Source organism: Flavobacterium endophyticum (assembly GCF_003634455.1).
Lineage (GTDB): Bacteria > Bacteroidota > Bacteroidia > Flavobacteriales > Flavobacteriaceae > Flavobacterium > Flavobacterium endophyticum.
Genome location: NZ_RBLC01000003.1, coordinates 1 through 23,651, shown reverse-complemented (window position 1 = coordinate 23,651; position 23,651 = coordinate 1). Strand labels below are relative to the sequence as shown.

13 protein-coding genes and 1 pseudogene are annotated in these 23,651 nt (G+C 38.7%); 9 read left to right on the top strand and 5 right to left on the bottom strand.

Translation table 11 applies throughout. The features are described from left to right. Positions 1-7 precede the first annotated feature (7 nt). A complete protein-coding gene (locus CLV94_RS11495) occupies positions 8-739 on the top strand; it encodes an EF-hand domain-containing protein (RefSeq protein WP_121376650.1) in 732 nt (243 codons plus the stop codon). A 41-nt stretch (positions 740-780) separates the two neighbouring features. Here the strand turns inward: CLV94_RS11495 and CLV94_RS11490 are convergent, their stop codons facing one another. Genes CLV94_RS11490 through CLV94_RS11470 form a run of 5 tightly spaced genes read right to left on the bottom strand, consistent with a single transcriptional unit; the run spans position 781 to position 6,604 of the window. Further along, on the bottom strand, positions 781-1,482 hold the full coding sequence (locus CLV94_RS11490) for a hypothetical protein (protein WP_121376649.1): 702 nt from the start codon (positions 1,480-1,482) through the stop codon (positions 781-783). Positions 1,483-1,495: 13 nt separating this feature from the next. Continuing rightward, positions 1,496-3,325: an ABC transporter ATP-binding protein gene (locus CLV94_RS11485; protein WP_121376648.1), complete on the bottom strand. Its 1,830-nt coding sequence runs from the start codon at positions 3,323-3,325 to the stop codon at positions 1,496-1,498. A 15-nt stretch (positions 3,326-3,340) separates the two neighbouring features. Beyond that, positions 3,341-5,068: a phospho-sugar mutase gene (locus CLV94_RS11480; RefSeq protein ID WP_121376647.1), complete on the bottom strand. Its 1,728-nt coding sequence runs from the start codon at positions 5,066-5,068 to the stop codon at positions 3,341-3,343. A gap of 33 nt (positions 5,069-5,101) precedes the next feature. Next, positions 5,102-6,058, bottom strand: a complete 957-nt coding sequence (locus CLV94_RS11475; protein WP_121376646.1) for a glycosyltransferase family 2 protein — start codon at positions 6,056-6,058, stop codon at positions 5,102-5,104. A gap of 3 nt (positions 6,059-6,061) precedes the next feature. Beyond that, the gene (locus CLV94_RS11470) at positions 6,062-6,604 is read right to left on the bottom strand and encodes a DUF4199 domain-containing protein (RefSeq protein WP_121376645.1); all 543 of its coding nucleotides are present in this window, start codon (positions 6,602-6,604) and stop codon (positions 6,062-6,064) included. 243 nt (positions 6,605-6,847) lie between these two features. Here CLV94_RS11470 and CLV94_RS11465 point away from each other — a divergent pair, with 243 nt between their 5' ends. The 8 genes and pseudogenes from CLV94_RS11465 to CLV94_RS11430 form a co-directional block, all read left to right on the top strand. Continuing rightward, a complete protein-coding gene (locus tag CLV94_RS11465; protein WP_121376644.1) occupies positions 6,848-7,099 on the top strand; it encodes a type B 50S ribosomal protein L31 in 252 nt (83 codons plus the stop codon). A 224-nt stretch (positions 7,100-7,323) separates the two neighbouring features. Beyond that, on the top strand, positions 7,324-8,499 hold the full coding sequence (locus tag CLV94_RS11460; protein ID WP_121376643.1) for a GlmU family protein: 1,176 nt from the start codon (positions 7,324-7,326) through the stop codon (positions 8,497-8,499). A 151-nt stretch (positions 8,500-8,650) separates the two neighbouring features. Continuing rightward, a complete protein-coding gene (locus CLV94_RS11455; protein WP_121376642.1) occupies positions 8,651-10,243 on the top strand; it encodes a helix-turn-helix domain-containing protein in 1,593 nt (530 codons plus the stop codon). After that, positions 10,236-11,387 carry a tetratricopeptide repeat protein gene (locus CLV94_RS11450; protein ID WP_121376641.1) on the top strand — a complete coding sequence of 384 codons (1,152 nt, stop codon included), beginning with the start codon at positions 10,236-10,238 and terminating at the stop codon, positions 11,385-11,387. Before CLV94_RS11455 ends, CLV94_RS11450 begins: the two co-directional genes overlap by 8 nt. Positions 11,388-11,716: 329 nt before the next feature. After that, positions 11,717-19,441, top strand: a complete 7,725-nt coding sequence (locus CLV94_RS11445) for a choice-of-anchor J domain-containing protein (protein WP_211331196.1) — start codon at positions 11,717-11,719, stop codon at positions 19,439-19,441. Positions 19,442-19,519: 78 nt separating this feature from the next. Further along, positions 19,520-20,455, top strand: coding sequence for a PorP/SprF family type IX secretion system membrane protein (locus CLV94_RS11440; RefSeq protein ID WP_121376639.1), 936 nt, complete (start codon positions 19,520-19,522; stop codon positions 20,453-20,455). A 17-nt stretch (positions 20,456-20,472) separates the two neighbouring features. After that, a complete protein-coding gene (locus CLV94_RS11435) occupies positions 20,473-22,344 on the top strand; it encodes an OmpA family protein (protein WP_121376638.1) in 1,872 nt (623 codons plus the stop codon). 99 nt (positions 22,345-22,443) lie between these two features. After that, positions 22,444-23,651 (top strand): annotated as a pseudogene (locus CLV94_RS11430) (hypothetical protein); the annotation flags it as partial.

The window sequence follows — 23,651 nt, the reverse complement described above, 5'->3', positions numbered from 1 at the left end:
TTAAGAAATGAGAAAATTTCCAATATATATACTAGCAGTAGCAATAGTTTGTTTGGCTAGCTGCGAAGAAAAGAAGGAAACTCCGAAGGTGATTTATGATACGAAGCCTGAAAAAGTTACTGCAAAAGCAGATTCTTCACAGATAAAAATTGCTGATCTTCCGATTCATATGGAAGGCACCAAATATCTGATTCATGCCATTGGCGATGTTCGTATCTATGATGGAAACACAAAGACCTACGGTACGAGCAAGACCAATTCTGTAAGCTATGCGATTTCAAATTACAACCGTTTTGAACTGACGGGGTATTTTGAAAACCTCAAATTCCAGCATATTGATTCTACAGCCTTGAAACCGTTGACGGATAAGAAAATACAAATGCAGACGGTGACTTTCCTAAATACGATTTCAGATAAGACCAAAAAGCAGATTTTGGTTTACTCTTTGGTCGATATGGATACCAATAAAGATGGAAAGTTAGATGCAAACGATATCAAATGCCTTTACATCAGCGAATTTAACGGAAAGCATTTCCACAAACTTTCAGAAGATTACCAAGAATTGATTGATTGGAATATTGTTGAAGCCCAAAATAGGCTGTATTACAGGACTATCGAAGACATTAACAAAAATGGAGCTTTTGATAAAGACGATTTAGTACATTATTATTATGTAGAATTGCTTTCTCCTGATTGGAAAACTGAAAAATATGATCCGATTGGAAACAACGGAGCCTAAATAAAAATCCCCAAGTTAAGTGCTTGGGGATTTTTTTATTCTTAAATCAAGATATCGCTTTCTAAATCTGATTTCTCGATTGTAAAGTCGAAGCCAAGCTGTCCTACGAGCTGAATTACGAGGTTTTTATACCAGTTCTCTGATTTCGGGTGTATGTATATCTTTTCAATTAGTTTGTTGATATCCACGTCTATTTTGACGCCTTCGTTGATGGTCAGGTTATGAGAAGAAAGATTTGAGATGATTCGAACTTCTCTCTCGTACTGAAAACTTTTTCGCTTGAAAAGAAAAGGGAAGAAATCATCATCGAAAGGAATGTATTCTTTTTTATAATCGATATAATTTACTTCACCAATGTGCTGTTCGTAGTGCTTCTCCAAATGCAACGATTCCTGTATTCTCTTGATTGTAGATTGTATGGCTAGTCCTTCGCTGTTTTGGGTAAAAATCTGCCACATGGCAAAAGACTCATATTCATTAATATGCCAGCTGCTGATGACTACATTTTTTCTCTGGGTTTTGTATACGTCTAGAAATTCAGGATTGTTTTCAGAAATTTTCCGGATTTCCTCGAACGTAGGCTCGCTGAAAGTACCTTCATACTGATCCTCAAATTTATCAGAACGTGACATAAAAAGTTTTTTGGACAACAACAGGTCCAGGAACTTAGATAAATCCAAATATTTCCAAACGACTGTGTCGCTATTTTCCGGAAGGCTTATGTTTGGATTATTCTGATACATAATTTAGGGTTTGTTATTCAAAGGACTGCATCATTACCAATTTTTTGTACACTCCGTTTTTGGCTAGCAGTTCGTCGTGGGTTCCTTGTTCTACAATTTCACCTTTCTGCATGACGACAATCTTGTCCGCCTTTTGGATGGTGGATAGCCTGTGTGCGATTACAATTGAAGTCCTGTTCTGCATCATGTTTTCCAATGCAACCTGAACCAATCTTTCGCTTTCGGTATCTAGAGCTGATGTGGCTTCATCCAAAATCATGATCGGAGGGTTTTTCAAGACCGCTCTAGCAATGCTCAATCGCTGCTTTTGTCCGCCTGATAATTTGTTTCCGCTGTCGCCCACATTTGTATTGATTCCTAGAGGCAAATCTTTTACGAATTCATAAGCATTGGCGATTTTCAACGCGTCAATTATTTCTTCGTCAGTTGCGTCTTGTTTGCCTAATTTGATATTGTTTTTTATAGAATCGTTGAATAAGATAGAATCTTGTGTGACCAGTCCCATCAGGTCTCGCAAAGATTTCATAGTGATATCTTTTATATTTACGCCGTCGATTTTTAAAATTCCTTCCTGAACATCATAGAAACGAGTAAGCAAATTGGCAATGGTACTTTTTCCGCTTCCCGATTGTCCGACTAAAGCGACGGTTTGTCCCTTTTTGACATCTAACGAGAAATTCTTGAGGACATTTTCTTTTTCGTACCTAAAATTGATGTTATCGATATGGATGTTGTCCTCGAAAGTACTTTTTTCAATAGCATCAAGTTTATCTGTGATTGCATTTTTTTCTTCCATTAATGTAAAAACACGTTCAGCTGCAGCGAGCCCTGTTTTTACTTGATAAGAGGCTTTTGAAATTGCTTTTGCTGGAGTTAAAATCGTATATGCCAGAGCAATATAAGCAATGAATGTTGTTGGTGACAAAGATTTGTCTACAATAACTAATTGTGCGCCATACCATAATAAAACGGCAATGGTTAGAATTCCTAAAAATTCGCTTAAAGGTGAAGCCAGATTGTTTTTGTTTCCAATGCTATTTGATAAACGTAATAATCGTTTTAAAGACAAATTAAATTTTGATATAAAAACATTTTCAGAATTAAAGCCTTTAACTACTTTCAAACCGCTTAATGTTTCGTCTAAGATTGATATTTGTAGTCCGTTTTCTTCTTGAGCTCTTGTTGATTTAGTTTTTAAATTTTTTCCGACTCTAGAAATGATAAATCCAGAAATTGGAATAAATAAAAATACAAACAATGTAAGTTTAGCACTTATAAAAAACATGGCTGCAATTGAGAATACAATCGTTAACGGCTCTCTAACTACAAGCTCCAAAACTTGAAAAAACGCGTTTTTAACCTCGTTAACATCGCCCAGCATTCTCGACATGACATCTCCTTTTCTTTTTTCTGAATAATAAGAAATAGGAAGATTGATAATTACGAGGTATAATTTTTCCCGTAAATCATTTAAAACGCCATTTCTAAGCCGAGTTATGTGATAGGATGCTAAATAGTTTGTGAAATTTTTTAAAAATGCAGTTACGATGATAATAGAAATTACAAAAATCATGGCGTATTCAAAGCCGCTATTTTCTGTAAATTGGGTAACTTTATAATTTAGATAATCTTCGGAAAATGATTTTAAATTTTCAATTCCTGTATATTCAGGTTTTGTGAAAACTTTTTCGTTAAGCCCAAACAATACATTTAATGTTGGAATCATTGAAACCATTAAGATTGTTGAGAAAAAAGCATAAAAAACGTTGTAGACAATATTTAAAACAATGTCTTTTTTATACCGAAAAGCAAAAGGGATTAACTTTCTTAAATTTGCATCCATTAATTTATTGGTGAATTATTGCAGATGCATTTCTGCAATGATATTTTTTATTTTTTGATCTAGATTTTTTTCCACTTTCTTGGCATCTTCGATCGATTCTAGTGGTTCGTTTACGCTGAAATAGAATTTTATTTTAGGTTCTGTACCGCTTGGTCGAGCGCATATTTTTGTGCCGTCTTCCAGATAATAAATCAAGACGTTGGATTTTGGAATTTCCAATGTTTCTGTCTCTCCAGAAAATAAGTTCTTTGCCGTTGAATTCTCGTAGTCTTCAACCATCAGCACTCTTTGCCCGTTGATTTCTTTCAAAGGATTTCGACGCAGCTGTAGCATCATAGTTTGGATTTCTGCAGCGCCTTCAATTCCTTTTTTGGTTATTGAAATTAGATATTCCTTATAAAACCCAAAATCTACATATAAATTCAAAAGTTCTTTATAAAGTGAGCTTCCATTGGCCTTTGCTTGAGCAGCAATTTCGCAGACCAATAAGGTTGCGGCTACGGCATCTTTATCGCGAACAGCATCGCCGACCATAAATCCGAAGCTTTCTTCACCACCGCCGATAAATTTCAGCTCTGGAAAATCCTTGATCATTTTAGCAATCCATTTAAATCCGGTCAGGCCGATTTTGCATTCTACATCATAGGCCGTGGCCAATTCCATCATCATTGGCGTAGAAACAATAGTCGATCCGATAAATTCTTTTCCAGTAATCTTACCTGCTTTTTGCCATTGCTCCAATAAAAATGCAGTCATCAAGACCATTGTCTGGTTTCCGTTTAGTAAAATCATCTTGCCGTCATTGTCTCTGACAGCTACGCCAAGACGGTCAGAATCGGGATCTGTACCTACAACAAGATCTGCATTTAATTTTTCTGCCAACGCCAACGCCATAGTTAAGGCTTCCGGTTCTTCTGGATTTGGAGATTTTACAGTAGGAAAGTTTCCATCAGGCACAGCCTGTTCTGGAACAATATTGACATTAGTATAGCCGGCTTTTGACAAAACTTCAGGAATTGATTTTATAGAAGTTCCGTGAAGTGAAGTATAGACTATGTTTAAATTTTTCTTGGCTTCAGAAGGAGTGTTGAAACTTGCGTTTTCAATGGTTGACTTCACAAAAGCTTCGTCTATTTTTTTGTCGATATACTCGATTAGGCTCTCATTCGCCTTAAAATTGATCTGGTCATATCCTAAAGCTTCAATGATTTGTATGATTTCAGCATCTTGCGGCGGAACTAATTGGCCTCCGTCCTGCCAATAGACCTTGTATCCGTTGTATTCAGGTGGATTGTGAGAAGCAGTCAGGACAATTCCTGCATGGCATTTCAGATATTTTAGTGCAAATGACAATTCTGGAGTAGGACGCATTTCAGAAAACAAATACACTTTGATTCCATTCGCGGAAAAAACATCAGCGACTACTTTTGCGAGCGTATCGCTGTTGTGGCGGCAATCGTAAGCAATAGCCACTTTTAACTGCTCATTTGGGAATACCTTTTTCATGTAATTAGAAATTCCCTGCGTGTTTTTGCCAAGCGTATATTTGTTGATGCGGTTGGTCCCGACGCCCATGATTCCTCTCATGCCGCCAGTTCCAAATTCAAGGTTTTTGTAGAAACTTTCTTCTAATTCTTTTGGAGAAGAAGTCATCATTTCTGTGATTTCCTTATGTGTTTTTTCGTCAAATACAGGCGAAAGCCAGATGTTTACTTTGTCTAATATATTTTGTTCGATGTGCATTCGGGATTTAAAATTTAAAATTCAACTTTAAATTTAAAGATTTATTTCTTTAGAAACCTTATAACGTTCCTCGTTATTTTTGGTTCTTAGTATTATTTCGCCTAAAAAGCCGGCTAAGAACAGCTGTGTTCCGATAATCATGGTAGTTAAAGCGATATAAAACCAAGGATTGTCCGTAATTAATATGGTAGATTGTTTGTCATAAAGCCTGTAAAGCTTCATGAAACCGATATATCCGGCTGATAAAAAGCCAATCAAGAACATTACGACGCCCCATGCTCCAAACAAGTGCATCGGTCTTTTTCCGAATCGGGAAAGAAACCAGATCGTGATGAGGTCTAAGAAACCGTTGATGAAGCGCTCCATGCCAAATTTCGTGGAACCGTATTTTCGAGCCTGGTGTACTACGATTTTTTCGCCGATTTTTGCAAATCCAGCATTTTTTGCCAATACGGGGATGTAGCGATGCATCTCGCCAGAAACTTCAATGTTTTTGACAACCACTTTTTTGTAAGCTTTCAATCCACAGTTAAAATCATTCAGTGCTACGCCAGAGGTTTTTCGGGCGGCCCAATTGAATAATTTGGAAGGAAGGTTCTTAGAAACGACTGAGTCGAAACGTTTTTTCTTCCAGCCAGAAACTAAATCGTATTTCTGGTCGATAATCATCGAGTATAATTCAGGAATCTCATCCGGACTGTCTTGTAAGTCAGCGTCCATCGTAATGATGACATCGCCTTGTGCTTTTGCAAAACCGGCGTGCAAAGCCTGGGATTTTCCGTAATTCCGCAAAAAACGGATTCCTTTTATGTTTTGGTTTTCTTTTGACAGTTCCTCAATAATTGGCCATGAATTATCGGTACTGCCATCATCAATAAAAATGACTTCGTAGGAGAAATTGCTAGCAGTCATGACCTTTTCGATCCACTGCTGTAATTCTTTTAAAGATTCTTCTTCGTTGAGAAGAGGGATAATAATGGATAGATTCATTTATTAGTAACCTTGCGGCTTGTCATTTTTTAGAATTGCACTAATTATAAGTGAATAAATTAAGCCAAGAAAAGCATACATGGCTACTGTAAAAGGGGCAACAATATACGGTTTAGTGAATTTTTCCATCATTGAAATCGACATGTCTAGTTGCTCTTGAGTCATGTTAGGATTTTTTTCAACCATCACTTCTCTTGTTTTTTCTAAGATTTCTTGTCCGTATTCTGGGAATATCAGAAAGAAGATAATCATAAATACTGCTGATAGTAAACCTGCTATTGTAGTTACTGAAACTCCTGCTTTTAATCCTTGACCAAAAGAAAGGAAGCCGTTATTGATGTTCTTTTTGAAATTATTTATTGCTAAACTTATAAATAAAATAGGCAGGACCAAATAATTCAATAGGTTGATTATTAATCCAAGAGCTTGATTTTTTATTAGATCTAGTCCCATTACATAAGGAATCACAAATTCTAAAATTATAATTACTCCAAAAAATAATCCATATTGAACTGCCGATTTAGCAGGAGATGTAATTTCGCTCATTTTTTCTCTATTTAAGAATTAATCTACAAATATAAGAAATCCGCATTTACACTACGCTAAAAATCAATTCATAATACTAGAAAAAAAAAGAGAAGGAAAGATTTGTTTATTGAAAAATAATTGTAAATTTGCAGACTCAAAATAATAAAAGTTTAAAAATTAAAAAGTTATAAGGAGTTTATACCTTTTCAATATGAAAAGCTTCAAGACAAATTATAATTAAATCGAATAAAATCAAATAAGATGAAAAAAGGAATTCACCCAGAGAATTACAGATTAGTTGCTTTTAAAGACATGTCTAACGAAGATGTTTTTATCACTAAATCTACAGCTGAAACAAAAGAAACAATCATTCACGAAGGAGTTGAATATCCGGTTGTAAAAATGGAGATCTCAAGAACATCTCACCCTTTCTACACAGGTAAGTCTAAATTGATTGATACTGCAGGACGTATCGACAAATTCAAAACGAAATACGCTAAACACGCAAAATAATTTTTGCTTGTTTCAAAATAAGAAAAAGCCTTCCATATCGGGAGGCTTTTTTATTTGCAATTTATTCTTTTTACTTTGTAACTTTGGGGAGTTAAGGTTCTAAGAGACTAAGATTTTAAGGAGCAAAGTTCCTAAGGTCTTGAGTTCCTAAGTCTAAAATCAAAAATCCAAAATCACAGATTTAAAATTATCAACTAATAACTATCAACTATAAACTAAACAAGATGAACTACATACTTTTTGACGGAACCGTTCGAAACGCCTTATTGCCTTTTACATTTACCCGCCCTGTTGCCGATATTCGTGTAGGGATTCTGACCATTCGTGAAAAGTGGGAAAAATACCTTGGCTATACGACCACCAGCCTGACGGAAGAATACTTGATGGAAAAATTCCCGATGGTAGAAATGGAGGAAAACATCATGATCAATGCCTCTTTTCTTCCTAATGAAGTTTTGGCCGAAATGGTAAAGTCGTTAGAGAAAAATCAGGCTATTTTTAAAGGTGAAGAAGTAATTGCTTTTTTTTCCGAAGACAGCCAAGAAGAAGTTGATTTTGACAATTACGAAATAATAGAATACAACGACGATTGCCTTACAATCGAGCATACTTGGGATATTTTCAAGAAAAATGATACCGCAATCCGTGAGGATTTTGAACTGCTGACAGAAGATAGAGTTTCACAGCCTATCCCGAAAAGCGTCAATGTAATTTCGCCAGAAAATATCTTTATTGAAGAAGGAGCCAAGCTGGAATTTGTCACTCTAAATGCTTCTACAGGACCGATTTATATCGGAAAGAACTCTGAAATCATGGAAGGTTCTGTCATTCGAGGGCCATTTGCCTTGTGTGAAGGAGCTCAGATAAAGCTAGCTTCTAAAGTATATGGAGCTACAACTGTAGGACCGTTTTCAAGAATTGGCGGAGAAGTCAGCAATTCGGTTCTTTTTGCATATTCTAACAAAGGACATGATGGATTCTTAGGGAATTCTGTCTTGGGAGAATGGTGTAATATAGGAGCTGATAGTAATAACTCCAATCTCAAGAATAATTATGAGGAAGTGAAATTGTGGAGCTACGAAACAGAAGGCTTTGCAAGAACCGGCTTGCAATTTTGCGGACTGATGATGGGCGACCATAGCAAATGCGGAATTAATACCATGTTTAATACAGGGACAGTTGTAGGCGTGAGCGCTAATATTTTTGGTAGTGGTTTTCCAAGGAACTTTGTGCCGAGTTTTTCTTGGGGCGGAGCTTCAGGATTTACGACCTATATTACCAAAAAGGCCTTTGAGACCGCCAAAATAGTGATGTCTAGACGGAATGTCGAGTTTGATGAAAAAGAGGCTAAGATTTTGGAGCATGTTTTTGAAGAAACTAAAAAATGGAGAAAAGACTAAAAAAAGCCGCTAAATACTGTTTAGCGGCTTTTTTTAAATAATTTCACAAGGGATTTGTGATTATGCTTCTATATTTCCCAAAATAAGAGAAAAGAGGATATATTTGTAAAAAGTGTTTTTTTACGGAAAACCTCAATTTAGAATAGGCTAAATGAAAATCTGTCGCCACTATATCTGTTTACTGCTTGCCACGGCAATTTGCTTATGGGGAAATAGTGCCTATTGTCAATCTTCAGCTCAAAATGAAGCTCTACTGGATAAGGCGTATGAGTTGGTGAGTTCGAGTCCGGACGAAGCTTTAAAAATTGGCGAATACCTACTCAGGAATACACAATCCGATGCTCAAAAAACAAAATTTTACCTTCTGATGGCCGAAAGCTATTGGGCAAAAGGCGACTATAACAATTCAGTTATTAACGCATTTGAAGCAGGAAAATACTCGGATAATGCAGGAAAAGATGAAACGATCAAAATATTACTCTTCAAAGCACAGTTATTAAAAACGTTGTATCTTGACAATCAGGCAAAAAAATGTCTTGAAGAAGCTTCCAGAATTATCCCCAATTTAAAATCAAAAGAAGACAAAGGTTTTTTTGAAGCCAAGATACTGATCTGCAATTCTGGGATGTATCTTGACAGGCAGAGCTACCAAAAAGCACTCGAGCAGCTACACAAAGTCGGGAGCAAATACAAATCCATTTTAGAAAAAGACAGTTCCTTGCAACAAGACTTTACTATTGCAAAAGGAAAAGCATATGTCGGTCTGGCCGAATTAGATTCTGCATCGTATTATCTAAAAAGAGCGCAACAATTGCCAAACAAAGTAGCAAATCCTAATCTTCTAAATGCAATAACAATACTCAATGAACTGAGTCTTGTCTATTTTCAAGAAAAGCAGCACGCAAGAGCTATCGATACGTTGATGCAATCTATGAAAATGGCAAAAAAACTGCGTAATGATGCCCTTCTCAAAGTAATAGACAGGCAGCTGAGCATCAATTATTTGGCGCTGAATGATAAAGAAAATCATCAGTTAACGGATAATGAATTCCTGAAACTGCATAGCTATGTAGAGAATACTGAGCAAGAAGCTGTCAACTCCGCTTATAATTTAATCAGTCAAGAACAGGAAGCCGAATTTCAAAAAGCAAAGAATCGACATGCAGATTATTTTTATGTAGCTATAGGTCTCTTCATTTTTGTTTTGATTGCTGGGTTTTTACTTTGGCTGAAGGGCAACATCAAGAAAAAACGTTTAAAAGAAATTATCAGCTATCTAGAAATAAGCACGAATAATACGGTCAAGCTGCATCCGGAGAAGAAAGAAACGAACAAAAAAATTGCCATTCCAGTGGAGACCGAACAGATTATACTGGCAAAATTAAAACGTTTCGAGAATTCCGTCAGATACACCAATAAAGAAATGTCGCTCGCTGTCTTGGCAGGGCAATTTGATACGAATACCAAATATTTGTCGGAGATAATCAACAAGCATTACCAAGACAATTTCAATACGTATATCAACAAACTGCGTATCAATTTTATTATCGAAAAGCTGAAAGGAGACCCAAATTACATGCACTATAAAATCAGCTATTTAGCTGAAAAGAGCGGTTTTTCATCCCATAGCAGCTTTGCTACGGTATTTAAATCGATCACAGGAATAGCGCCAGGAACTTTTATCGAGCTTTTAAAAGAAGAAACAGAAGCCAAAAAACAAGAAAAAATAAATAGCCATGCATAACCGCTACTCTTTTTTTACCTTTCTTGTAAGCATGGTTACGCTATGCTGTACTACAGTTGTGGCGCAGACCAAGAACATAGACAGCATCGTCAAGGCCAGTACTTTGGAAATCTATGAAAATCCTGATAAAGCTCTGTTGGTCGGTAAATCGATCATAGCCAATTCTAAAGACGATGTCAAGACGAAGATAAAAGGGCTGATGTTGGTTGCCGATGCTTATTCTTCAAAAAGAGACTATCAGAAATCATTAGAATATGTAATCCAGGCAAACCATCTGTCCGGCCAGATCGACGACCCGATCTTGAAAATTAAGATTGTCAATAAAATGGCAATCCAATACCAACAGTTGATGATTTATGATGAGGCCATACAATACCTGAATGAAGCGGAAAAGCTGTGTCTGGCTTATCCAGTTAAAGATTCGGTGCGGCTCCATCTCGGAAGAAATTATATCGTGAGAGGATTTATTTATAAAGAAAAACTGAATTGCGACATTGCCATTAATTTTTTTAATAAAGGGATAGCGGAACTTGCTAATGTGAAGAATTCCATAGTAAATGCCAATTTAAGCATCGCTAATTATAACAAAGGAAACTGCTATATTCTGCTATCAGACAATGAAGCCGCGAAGAAAAGCTTTTTAGAAGCTATTGTAATCGCAAAAGGCATAAAAGCTAAAAGTCTTCAGGCCTTCGCTCAAAAAGGCTTGGCAGAAGTCTATACTTTAGAAGGTAGGTATAGAGATGCCATAAAAGAACTTGAAGAAGCGCACAAAATATCACATGACGTCGGAGATTTAGTCCTGAACAGAGGAATCTATAATGGTCTTGTAGAAAATTATCTGGCGGTTAATGATTGGGAAAACTACAAGATATTTCATGCTCGTTATTTAGAAACACAATTAAAGGTCAAAGAATCAGAACGAAAATCCATCAATAATCTAATTACTGAAGGATATAAAACTCAAAATAAAAATCTTAAAACAGAAATTTATAAATACAATTATTATATCCTAACAACTTTAATAGTAATAATATTAGTTGTTATATTTTTCATTATATTACTTAGAAAAAACAAAAAAAATATATTAAAATTAAACAAAACTATTGAAAATCTTCAAAACTCAAGAGTAAAATCTGTTTAGGCGAATCATTTGAATTTTTATAGTTAATTGTTTGATTTATAATATTTTAAATTTTGTTTTAGCCTTTCAAATTTCGGTAAATAGCAAAGACATTTTTCAAAATACGTTAGTAAGAGTCCCTATTTTTATGACGAAACACTAACTGAAAAATGTAATGACTTATGAGAAAAGAATTACTATTTACCTCGATAATATGTCAGCTTCTGTTGCTGATTAATCGTTATCGATCCTATTCCAAAATTCAGAATTGGCTAATACATAATAGTATTAGAAAAAGAACCGTTATCCCCTTGCTTTTATTCTTTATGTCGATGGGCAGCTATGCTCAAATGGCTACAGAGACATTTGAAAGCGGCATGCCTATCCCGCCATGGCAATCTTTTAGGGTCAACGGTACATTAAATTGGGGCATTACCTCAGATAGCTATCAAGGAACGAAAGCCGCTTTTATAGACCCAAGCTCAGAAAATATCGGAGCTGGTACTACGGCGCAATATTTTTTAGCGACTCCACCTGTTCCAATTCCTGAACATGGAGAGATACGTTTTTTTACAAAACAATCAAGTGCCGTAAATAACGGGGCAATCTATCAGATCAGGTTATCCACGGCGTCTCAAAACGATCCCGCTGGATATTCGGTAGTATTAAAGTCATGGACGGAAGCGGATCTTAATGTTGGTTCGCAGACTGCCTACGAAGAAAAAATAGTCGAAATCCCTTCAGATGTGCCTGTCGGATTGCCTGTATACATCGCATTTGTAGTTATAAACACGCAAACAGGAGCAACGCCTAGTGGTGATGCCTGGTTTATAGATAACGTTAGGGTAATTGAGTCGTGCCTAAAAGTAAACCAAACTGATTTTTCGGCAAGCAATATCACCTCAAATAGCGCAAACCTGTCATGGACGCATCCGACGGCTACCGATTTTGAAATCCAAGTCGTGTTACAAGGAACTACTCCTGCAGCTACTGGCGTAAGCGTTTCGAATTCTTATTCGCCGCCTTCACTTGCTGCTGATACTTCGTATGATGTTTATATCAGGGCTATTTGTGATGCCAATACGGCAAGCTCATGGGCCGGACCTTTTACTTTCAGGACAAAAATATTAGGATTGTCTTGCAGTACGCCGATAGTGATTCCTTTTACTACGACACCTTATACGCTTTCAAGCAATCTAAATCTTTTTGCAGATAATCCGACAAGTTATACAACTCAAGGCACAGGCTGTTTGTCGCCTTCAACAACAGGAAACTTCCTTAATGGATCAAAAGCTTTCTTTTCGTATACGCCGACTCAGAATGGTTTGGTCAATATAAAACAACTTACGCTTCCGTATTCGCAAGGATCAGGATGTTTTGGAAATGCAATTACAGGAGTATTTGTCTATGAAGATTGTGCCGATGTAGGTGTAAGCTGTATCGCAGGATTGAATACTACCGAAACAAATGTTCCCAAATATATTTCTAATTTATATGTAGAAGCTGGGCATACGTATATTATCGTGATTTCGACAACATTCGATTCAGATGCAAGTGTGTGCTTCACTTTCGAATTGAGTTTTGCTACCTGTGCACCACCTGCTACATTTACCCTTGAAGACCTGACAACAGATAGTGTTTCGGTATCTTGGGATAATGTAGGTAATTTGGCAAACTCATGGGAATATGTGGTACGAGACGCAGGAGCAGGTATTCCAACTGGTTCAGGAACGTCAACGAATACCAATATTGACAATCTGATAAATAGCGGATTAGCTGCAGGAACATCGTATGATTTGTACGTCCGTTCTGTGTGCGGTGGAGTTCCGAGCAATTGGAGTAATCCGTATCGATTTGCTACTCAATGTTTGTTCAATACTCCGTATGTTGAACCATTTACTGGAGCTAGAGCAGCTAGCCCAGTGCCATGTTGGATTCCTTTAGATATCAATAACGATGGCAGCAAATGGACAGGATCGTTCGATAATATTAGGCTAAGAGCAGGAGACAGACAAGGAGAAAACAATGATATGATGATTTCTCCTATCATTAACCTTGGCACGACTCCTAAAAGACTTAAGTTTAAATATTCAACTTCAGGTGGGGCGGTACGCTTTTCTGTGGTTTTATCTACTTCAGGAATAGCACAAGGAGATTTTACCACGGTATTATTGCCTTCGCAAATAATCGATACGGATAACGATCAGCTGGAAAAAATCATCAATATACCAGAATCGATAACAGGAAATATAAATTTTGCATTTTATGTTCACCCAGAAATAGGAGAAACGGCATATAACTTTTTTATAGATGATGTTGTAGTAGAAGATAAGCCTGAATGCTCGGATCCTATCCTTCTAGTAGCAGAAAATATTACTACAACTACAGCTGATCTTTCATGGACTGCTGGCGATGCAGAAACACAATGGCAGATCGTAGTACAGCTAAAAGACACAGGCATACCAACTGGAACAGGAGAACTTATCGATGATCCTGAATATACAGCCGAAGATCTTACCCACGCAACACAATATGAATATTACGTAAGAGCGTATTGTTCATCAACACAGCAAAGCAATTGGGCCGGGCCATTTTATTTCACTACAGTATGCGGTGTTTTTGATACGCCTTTTTACGAGAGCTTTGATATTACAGATGCAAACGCGCACAGATCATGCTGGAGTTTTGCTGATGCTAATTCAGACGGTACTACTTGGCGTTTAGACAATACAGTAGCCGCAATTCAAGGCAGGGGCTTTCCTTTTCCTACGGCATCCTATGATGACTGGCTTATCTCTCCAGCGATCAATGTTGTAGGTACAAAAGCGTTAAAGTTCAAATACAGAGCAGCTTTGAGTCCTTTCTTCCCAAATCCGAGATATGGAGTAGAAGTCTTGATGTCTACTACAAACACAGATCCAGCGAGCTTTACAGTTGTCATGCCGCTGATGGAATTTACAAATACCGATTTTATCGAAAAATCTCTTTATATCAATGCCAACGGTCCTGTATACATCGCTTTCAGGGTACCGCCATCGTTCTCCATAGCAGGAGGTACCTCAGTAATGCATATTGATGATGTAAAAGTGGAAGATGCTCCGGCATGTCCAGCTCCATCAGAACTTAAAGCCATTAATATTACACAAAATGCAGCTGTTTTAACTTGGACTCCTGGTTATGAAGAAACTCAGTGGCAGGTTGTGGTACAAGCCGCAGGTTTGGGTATTCCAACAGTGAACGGAGACCTGACAAATACCAATACTGCGTATGCCACAGATCCATTACAGCCTAATACACAATATGAATATTACGTAAGAGCGTATTGCAGTATCACTGAACAAAGCGAATGGGTTGGCCCTTTTGTATTTACGACTTTATGTACAGCCTTTACCACGCCATTTACTGAAACATTCAACCCAGGTTCTCCATCAGAAGAATGCTGGAGAGTAGTCAACGGCAATGCCGATACTTTTGAATGGAACCTTAACATGACGCTAAATCCTTACGAAGGCGAGCATGCAGCGGTAATGTTTACAGGTTCTAACGGTAATAACAACGATTGGCTTATTTCGCCTACGATAACAGTGAGAGCTGGCCAGCGCCTGCGCTATTACTATAGAGTTCTTGGATCAGATTTTCAAGAAGACCTTGCAGTAAGGCTGTCGACTACTGGAATTGAGCCTGCTCAGTTTACAACAGTATTATACGAAGTAGATTATGAAGATGTTCCGCCGCTTAACAATCCAGAATGGAAGGAAAAAGTAATAAACCTTCCGGCTGGTGTTACAGGCAATATAAATATCGCATGGCATATTCCTCAAAAAGACCCTAATCCATGGGGTTATAGAGGGCAGATGCTGGTATTAGACAAAGTGGTTATCGAAGATATACCATCATGTCCAGCACCTAACAATCTTGCGGTTAGCGATATTATCGATACCGAAGCTAAGATTTCATGGGATTCTAACGGTACGGAAACATCTTGGGATGTATATGTTCAGCCAGAAGAATTGCCAGCTCCTGTTGGTGACGGAGATGCACAATATTTGCACAATACATCTTCAAACCCTTATACAGCGACAGGCCTTACGCCAGCGATAAGATATGAGTACTATGTAAGATCTGTATGTAGTGCTACTGAAAAAAGCGAATGGATTGGACCATTTGAATTTAACACAAGATGCAGTTTCGAGAATCTCTGCGAATATACAATCACTTTAAGCGGTGCCGGTTCATCAGGTGTTGGCGGAGGAATTGACGTAATGCAAAACGGAGTGAAACTCCAAACGCTTGAATTCCCAACCGGGCCATGGAACGAAACTCCTGCTCCTGTAGATTTTACGGTATTCTTATGCACTGGAGTTGAATTTTCATTGTTCTGGGATTCAGTTGGTACTGCTCCTGGCCAATACCCTGGTGCTTTAGTTGAAGTAAAAGATTCAGAAGGAAATACAATCTGGACAGGTGACTTAGGAACTATAACACCAAGAAGCACCATATATAGAGGTTTGGCAATTTGCGGAGTAATTACCTGTCCGCAACCAACAAACCTTGCAGTAAGCCAAACAGGCGTACTTTCTTGGACAGCTGGCGGTACAGAAACACAATGGGAAGTAGGCATACAGCCACTCAATAATGGTACGCTGCCACAATCTGGAACAGTAGTTACCACGACTTCTTATACACCACTGGCCTCTGATTTCGCCAATTTGACAGCTGGTACGTACGAATTTTTTGTAAGAGCTGTCTGCGGTACTAATAACACTAGTTACTGGTCAGGACCTAAGAAATTTGTAAGAAACGACGATGCTTCAAGAGCAATCACTATACCTGTAAATGCAACTGCAGCTTGCGGACAATCGGTTACTAAAGCCAGCTTTATCGCTGCAACGGTTTCTGCCGAGCCAATGAGCTGTAGCGGTGTCAATAGAGGAGATGTCTGGTTTGAGTTTGTGGCTACTTCAAAAGTACATGTACTAGAACTAAGTAACTTCTCAGCAAAAAACCGTTATCAATCGGGTAATAACGCAGATGAGGTGTCGCCAAAAATTACGTTGACATTATACAAAGTTGGAGGTACAGGTTTAGAAGAAATGGTTTGTACTTACAATAATGTAATCGTGATGGCTTACAGTACCGAACTGGAAGTAGGAGCAACTTACAAAGTAAGAGCAACGTTAAACGATATAGCGCCTAATGCTTGCACATTTGATGTTTGTATCACAACGCCACAGGATCTTTGCGCAATGGACATTGTCAATGGAGGTTTTGAGAGACCAGAAGCCGATTTCGGATTGGGTAATTTCTACTCCCAAAATATGGTACCGGCTTGGAGAAGCAATTTCACAGAAGAAGATACAGAACTCTATACTGACTTTTTCTTCGGAAATGCATTAGGAATAGACGGTTATATGCCTTACGAAGGTGGTCAGGTCATCCAAGTGCTTGGACCTGACTCCGATGAACCTACTAATCCTTCGGATCTTGTAAATGTCAAAGGAACGTTCCAAGATCTTGACAGTTCAGAGATTACGCAGTTTAAATATAGTTATGCGCATTCTGCAAGAGGTAGCAACAGTTCTTTACAATTGCTTGCAGGTCCGCCTTCAGGTCCGTTTGTATTGGTTGAAGACCATTTAGGTACGCTTTCATGGAATTTTTATGAAGGAACCTATGATGTTCCTGCTGGCCAAGAAGTAACGCGATTTGTTTTCAGGTCAAAAGATAATGCGATCGGAAATATTTTAGATGCCGTTAGTATTGTTGCAAACACCAATATAGAAACCGAATCTGTTACGCTTGCCTGCCACGAAACTTCTACATTATTAGAGGCACAAGGCATTGGTTCATGGTCTGCAGCTGAAAATAATCCTGCACAAGCGATTATCGAAAGCCCGAACAATAAGTCAACAACAATTTCAGGATTTAATACGCCTGGAACCTATACATTCTATTGGAAAACAAGATATTGTGATAAAAGCATAACAGTTACTTATAATGGATTCAGCGACGTACCAACAGTCGTAAGTCCAGTTGAGTATTGCCTAAACGCTGTTTCTCAACCATTGACTGCTACGCCGACTGAAAACTATACATTAAAATGGTATACAGACGAAGTAGGCGGAACAGGTACTTTAACGGCCCCTACGCCAGAAACAGATGTTGTTGGAACAACGACCTATTATGTGAGCAATGTTGATACTAACGGTTGCGAAGGTCCTAGAGTTGCAATTAATGTAACGGTAAGCGAAAGAACGGCTGCTGAAGTCGGATTCTTATATGATGATACAAGCTATTGTATTCTTGGAGCCAATCCGATTATTACTTTGAATCCAGGTTTTACAACAGGAGGAACTTTCGACGCTACGCCAGAGGGATTAAGTATCAATACGACAACAGGAGAAATAAACCTGAGCGCAAGTACATCAGGAACGTACAGTGTTAAATACGCTATCGGAATGATAGGCTGTACAGATGCTGGAGAAAACACAGTCTCTATTACGATTGAACCAGCTATAGCTCCTGGAGTTGATTTTACATACCAAACACCAGTATGTTTGAACAATACAAATCTTTTGCCTGCATTGGGTACAGGTTTTACTGCAGGAGGTACATTCGGATCGGAAACACTTTCTGTAAACCCGCTGACAGGAGAAATCGATATGGCAACAGCAACAGCTGGAAACCATACTATAACTTATAACTTGAATTCAGATACCGCTACGTGTACAGATGCAGGAAACAGTAGTTTCCAAGTACAAATAGACCAGAATACAGTGCCAGTGACAAACTTCACCTATCAAGCTTCGTATTGCAAAGCCGAAGCGAATCCACTGCCAACCTTGGCTCAGGATTTCTATGTAGGAGGTGTTTTTGAGGCTACTGGAAGCTTGGTTATAAATACCACTACCGGAGAGATTGATTTGGCAAATAGCCCAGCAGGAGCGTATAGCATCACATACAATGTTACTCCATCAGGCTGTAATACAGGCGGAAGCCATACACAAAGCATTACGATAAATGCTTTAGTGGCGCCGCAAGTAACATTCAGCTATGATAATGCTTGTATCAATTCAACTGCAAATCCGTTGCCAGTATTGCCAACAGGATTCAGTACAGGAGGTACATTTGCTTCGACTACAATTACGGTAAACCCAACAACTGGTGAGATCAGCCTTGCTGGAGCTACAGAAGGAACACATCAGATTGTATATACGTTAGCTCAGAACACGGCAACTTGTACAGAAGAAGGAGAATTCACAGCAACTATTGTATTGACGAGTGGAACCACTCCAGTGACAGGCTTTACATATAACGAAACCTATTGCTCTAGTAATAGTAATGATTTGCCAGAACTGGCGCCAGGATTTACTTCAGGAGGTGTTTTTAGAGCCCTATCAGGATTAGTAATCAATGCCGTTACAGGAGAAATTTCGATTTCACAAAGTACGCCTGGAATCTATCAGATTACGTATGAAATAGCATCAAATACAGCTACTTGTAATCTTGGTGGTAGCAGTAATTTTACGATTACAATTACCGAAAATATCCAAGCCGAAGTAACTAAAGAATGCGTAGATCAAGTATTGTGGCTTACTGCAGTGCCTGTAAACGGTTCTTTCAATCCAGATACGGCAAGTTATACATGGAAAGATGATAACGGACTTACGGTAGGCGGAAATTCAGACAGATTTAACGTAAACGAATATATCGAACAGCATCCAAATGCAACGATGCCGATGGAATTTACAGTAGCTGTAACATCGGGTTCTTGCTCAAATACAGCTAGTCTTACGGTTGATGGTACTTCATGCAAGCTGATACCAAAAGGAATCTCTCCTAATAACGACACCTTCAACGACAGTTTCGACTTGAGCGGAATGGGAGTGAGACATATCAGCATCTTCAATAGATATGGTAAAGAAGTCTACAAGTTTAAAGGAAACTATACCAACGAATGGCATGGCCAAAGCAGTGATGGAAAAGAACTGCCAGACGCGACCTATTTCTATAGCATCTCAAAACAAGACGGAACTACCGTAACAGGATGGGTTTATATCAATAGAGAATATTAATAATCATAAAAAGTAATGACAGTGCTGCCTGTCTAAAAAATAGGCAGCCTGTTATATCAAAGAAAAATATAGAGAAACATGAAAAAAATATATTTTACATTAGCCTTTGCGTTTATGATTATGATAGACGCCCAGGCACAGCAGGATCCTCATTACACGCAGTACATGTATAACATGAACGTAATGAATCCAGCCTATGCAGGTTCTAAAGAAAATCTCGCCATCGGATTGCTATACCGTGCCCAATGGGTAGATATCGAAGGAGCGCCAAAAACAGGAACCTTATCCATTCACAGTCCTGTCGGAAGAAATGTAGGATTAGGCCTTTCTGCAATTACGGACAAGATCGGTCCTGTAGAAGAAAATAACGTTTATGCAGACTTCTCCTATACGTTAAACTTAGGAGGCGAGCACCGTCTTGCTTTAGGAATAAAAGCTGGAGCCACATTCCATAAAGTTGGATTGTTCAGTGATATCGGTAACGGCCATGTGCCAGATATAAATGACCCAGCCTTTAGGGAAAATTCAAGCAATACCTTTCTAAATTTAGGAACAGGTTTCTTTTATTATACCCAGAAATACTATCTTGCACTTTCGGTACCGAACATGTTGAAAAGCAAGCACCTGGATGTAAAAGACGATGGCAGAGAATATGAATTTGGTTCAGAAACACAGCATTATTTCCTGACGGGAGGTTATGTGTTTGATTTATCAGAAAACACAAAATTCAAACCGTCATTCATGCTGAAATCTGCCTTTGAAGCACCGACATCCCTTGATGTTTCTGCAAACATGATGTTCTATGACCGTTTTGAAATCGGAGCGACCTATCGTCTGGACGATTCATTTGGAGGGATGGTCAATTATGCCATAACGCCAAATATCCGAATCGGTTATGCTTATGACCATATCATTTCAGACTTGAAGTTAACGACCCAGGCATCGCATGAGATAATGCTATTGTTTGATTTGAATTTCCCGAAAAAAGTATCCGTTTCACCAAGATATTTCTAACCTAAAAGAGCATAAAAATGAAAAAAATATACATTGCCGCAGGTTTGTTTTTAACTCTTATGTCGAGCTATGGGCAGAATAAAAGTTCCGAAAAAGCAGACAACCTATACGACAGCTATCAGTACGTAGCTGCGATAGAAGAATATCTGAAGCTGGCCGAAAGCAAGAAAGCAGATAGCCATGTCTACAAACAGCTTGCCGACAGCTACTACAACGTTTTTAATATGGAAGAAGCCTCAAAATGGTATGCCAAGGCAGTCGCGACAAACCAAGACGCAGAAACCTATTATCGTTTTGCGCAGGCGCTGAAATCACAAGGCAAATACCAAGAAGCCAACAAACAAATGGACAAATTTGCAAGCCTGCTTCCAAACGACCAGAGAGCAAAAGACCATAAGGCAAACCCAAATTATATTCCAAGCCTAGCTAGCAAGGACAAGTTATTCGATATAAGCGAGACAACTATCAACAGCAAAGACCAAAGCGATTTTGGAGCTGTACTCTCAAGCGATAACATCTTATACTTTGTCAGTACCCGCAATAATTCGAACAAGACAGACAAATGGGTCAAGCAGCCGTATTTAGATATTTTTCAATCCATCCGAAATGCCGATGGTACGTTATCAGAGCCGAAAACGGTAAGCGAACTGAATACCAGTTTTCATGATGGGCCTGTAACCGTGAGCGCCGATGGAAACACAATCTTCTTTGCAAGAGATGGTCTGAATGACGGAAATTTCGACAAAGACAGAAAAAATAATGTAAAAATCGGACAACAGGGAATATACAAAGCAACTAAAGTTGACGGAAAATGGACCAACATCCAAGCCCTGCCATTCAACAGCAAAAATTACTCTGTAACGCACCCGAGCTTGAGCCAAGACGGAAAGACACTCTATTTTACATCTAATATGCCAGGAGGGCACGGCGATTCAGATATATGGAAAGTAACCGTCGACGGAAATAATTACGACAAGCCGCAAAATTTAGGTTCGAATGTGAATACGGCCGGAAAAGAAGGCTTCCCTTTTATCAGCGACAATACGGTGCTTTATTTCGCTTCAAGCGGAAAACAAGGCTTTGGTGGATTGGATGTTTTTAAAGCTGATATCGCTAAAAACGAAGAAGCCGTCAACGTCGGAAAACCGGTCAACAGTGAAAAAGATGATTTTTCATTCAGCTTTAATACCAATAAAAATGAAGGCTATTTTTCATCCAACAGAAACGGTGTAGATAATATTATCAAAGCAGTTCCAGTCTGCAGGGTAGAAGCCATAGCTGTAGTGAAGGATCGTAAGACGGGCCAATTGCTGCCTGATGCCAGCGTTGCTATTTTGGACAACAAGCGTAATATAATTGCGACCAAGCAGAGCAATTCCAAAGGAGAAGCTTCCTTTGATGTCGAATGCGATACCGACTATGTTTTCCAAGTTTCCAAAAAAGACTATGAGTCTGGGACTTACACTATAGCCAAAGCTAAAGGAGGAAAAGCAACTGTTGAAGCGGCTCTAGAACCAGTAGAAGTCATCATTACCGACAAAGAAGTATTGCTAAAGAACATCTATTTTGAATTCAACAAGAGCAATATCACCCAACAGGGAGCCAGCGAGCTAGACAAGCTGGTTACCGTAATGAACAAATATCAATCGATGGTTATTTTTGTGAAATCGCATACAGACAGTAAAGGTGGCGTTGCTTATAATCTGAAGCTTTCAGACCAAAGAGCACAAGCTACTGTCCAGTATCTGGTTTCTAAAGGAATCGCCAAGGAACGCCTTTCAGGGAAAGGATTTGGTAGTTCAGAGCCAAAAATCGACTGCAAGGCCGATTGTTCTGATGAGCAGAATGCACAAAACAGACGTTCTGAATTTATGATTATCAAAAAGTAAGGCAAAACAGTCTTAAAAAAAATACAAATTCCCTGGCAGCTAATCTTTTGAAATACAAAGATTAGCTGTTGGGTTTTTCAAAAATTGCACCATTTAAAGATGAAAAAGTTTCTGATTATAGGTCTTTTAGTAATTTTCAGCAATTACGTCAGTGCCCAAGAACCGAACGATTGCGTCAATGCAATTACGGTATGCGGTAACGGCAATTTTACGTCAAATGCAGAAGGAATAGGCAACACTCAAGAAGTGTCTGGGTGTGGCGGTCTCGAACACAATTCGATTTGGCTTAAAATTAATATTGTCCAGTCGGGAACTTTAGGGTTTAACTTAAAACCTTTGGATACTGATATTAATGTGGACTATGATTTCTGGGTCTTCGGTCCAAATAGACCCTGCTCCAATCTGGGAAGTCCCATCCGATGCGCGACAACAAATCCAGGAGAGGCTGGATTGACAAGTAACCATACCGGAATGTATGGAAGTACAACAGCTACTCAAGCAGGTCCCGGAGCTAGCGGAAATGGTTATGTGCGATGGCTGAATGTAGTAGCAGGACAATCCTATTATATTGCGATTGACAGGCCGGAAGGCGATGGTGGCTTTGAATTGGAATGGATCGGTTCGGCTATGTTAAATGGAGGCGCCTTTCCAACGCCGCCGCAAGCCAATGCGATTGGAGAAAGAAGAACCTGCAGCATTACGCCTAATGTAGGGATTTTTGACCTCAATACGTACAGAGACCTTATTAACCCTGACAGGACAAACAATACAATTACTTTTCACACAACATTAGCAAATGCTATTGATAAAATATTGCCTTTGCCAGACATTATCAGCAACACTTCTAATCCGCAACAGATTTTTGCGAGAGTGACAAATAATGCTTCCCAATGCTATAGTATTACCGATTTTAGCCTAAGAGTTTATCCCGTTCCGAATGCGACCATAACAGCATCTCCCTCTTCCGCTTGCCTCGGACAAGAAGTAACGTTTACGATTAATGGAATACCAAATGCGGTCATAGATTATAGAATAAATGCAGGGACTGTACAATCAGTAACTCTAGATACAAGCGGTACCTATATTTTTTCAGGTCTCTTGACAGCAACGACTACTTATACATTGGTAGAAGGAAGGATAGTTGGCTCGGATAATACTGTTATCTGCTCACAGTCGCTTTCAGATGGGGCCACTGTTACAGAAAATGTAATAACCGCCCAGATCACTACAGCGGACACACCGATCTGCGAGGGCATTGGCATGACGGTAGACGTCCAGGGTACCCCTGGCGCTATCGTCACGTACAC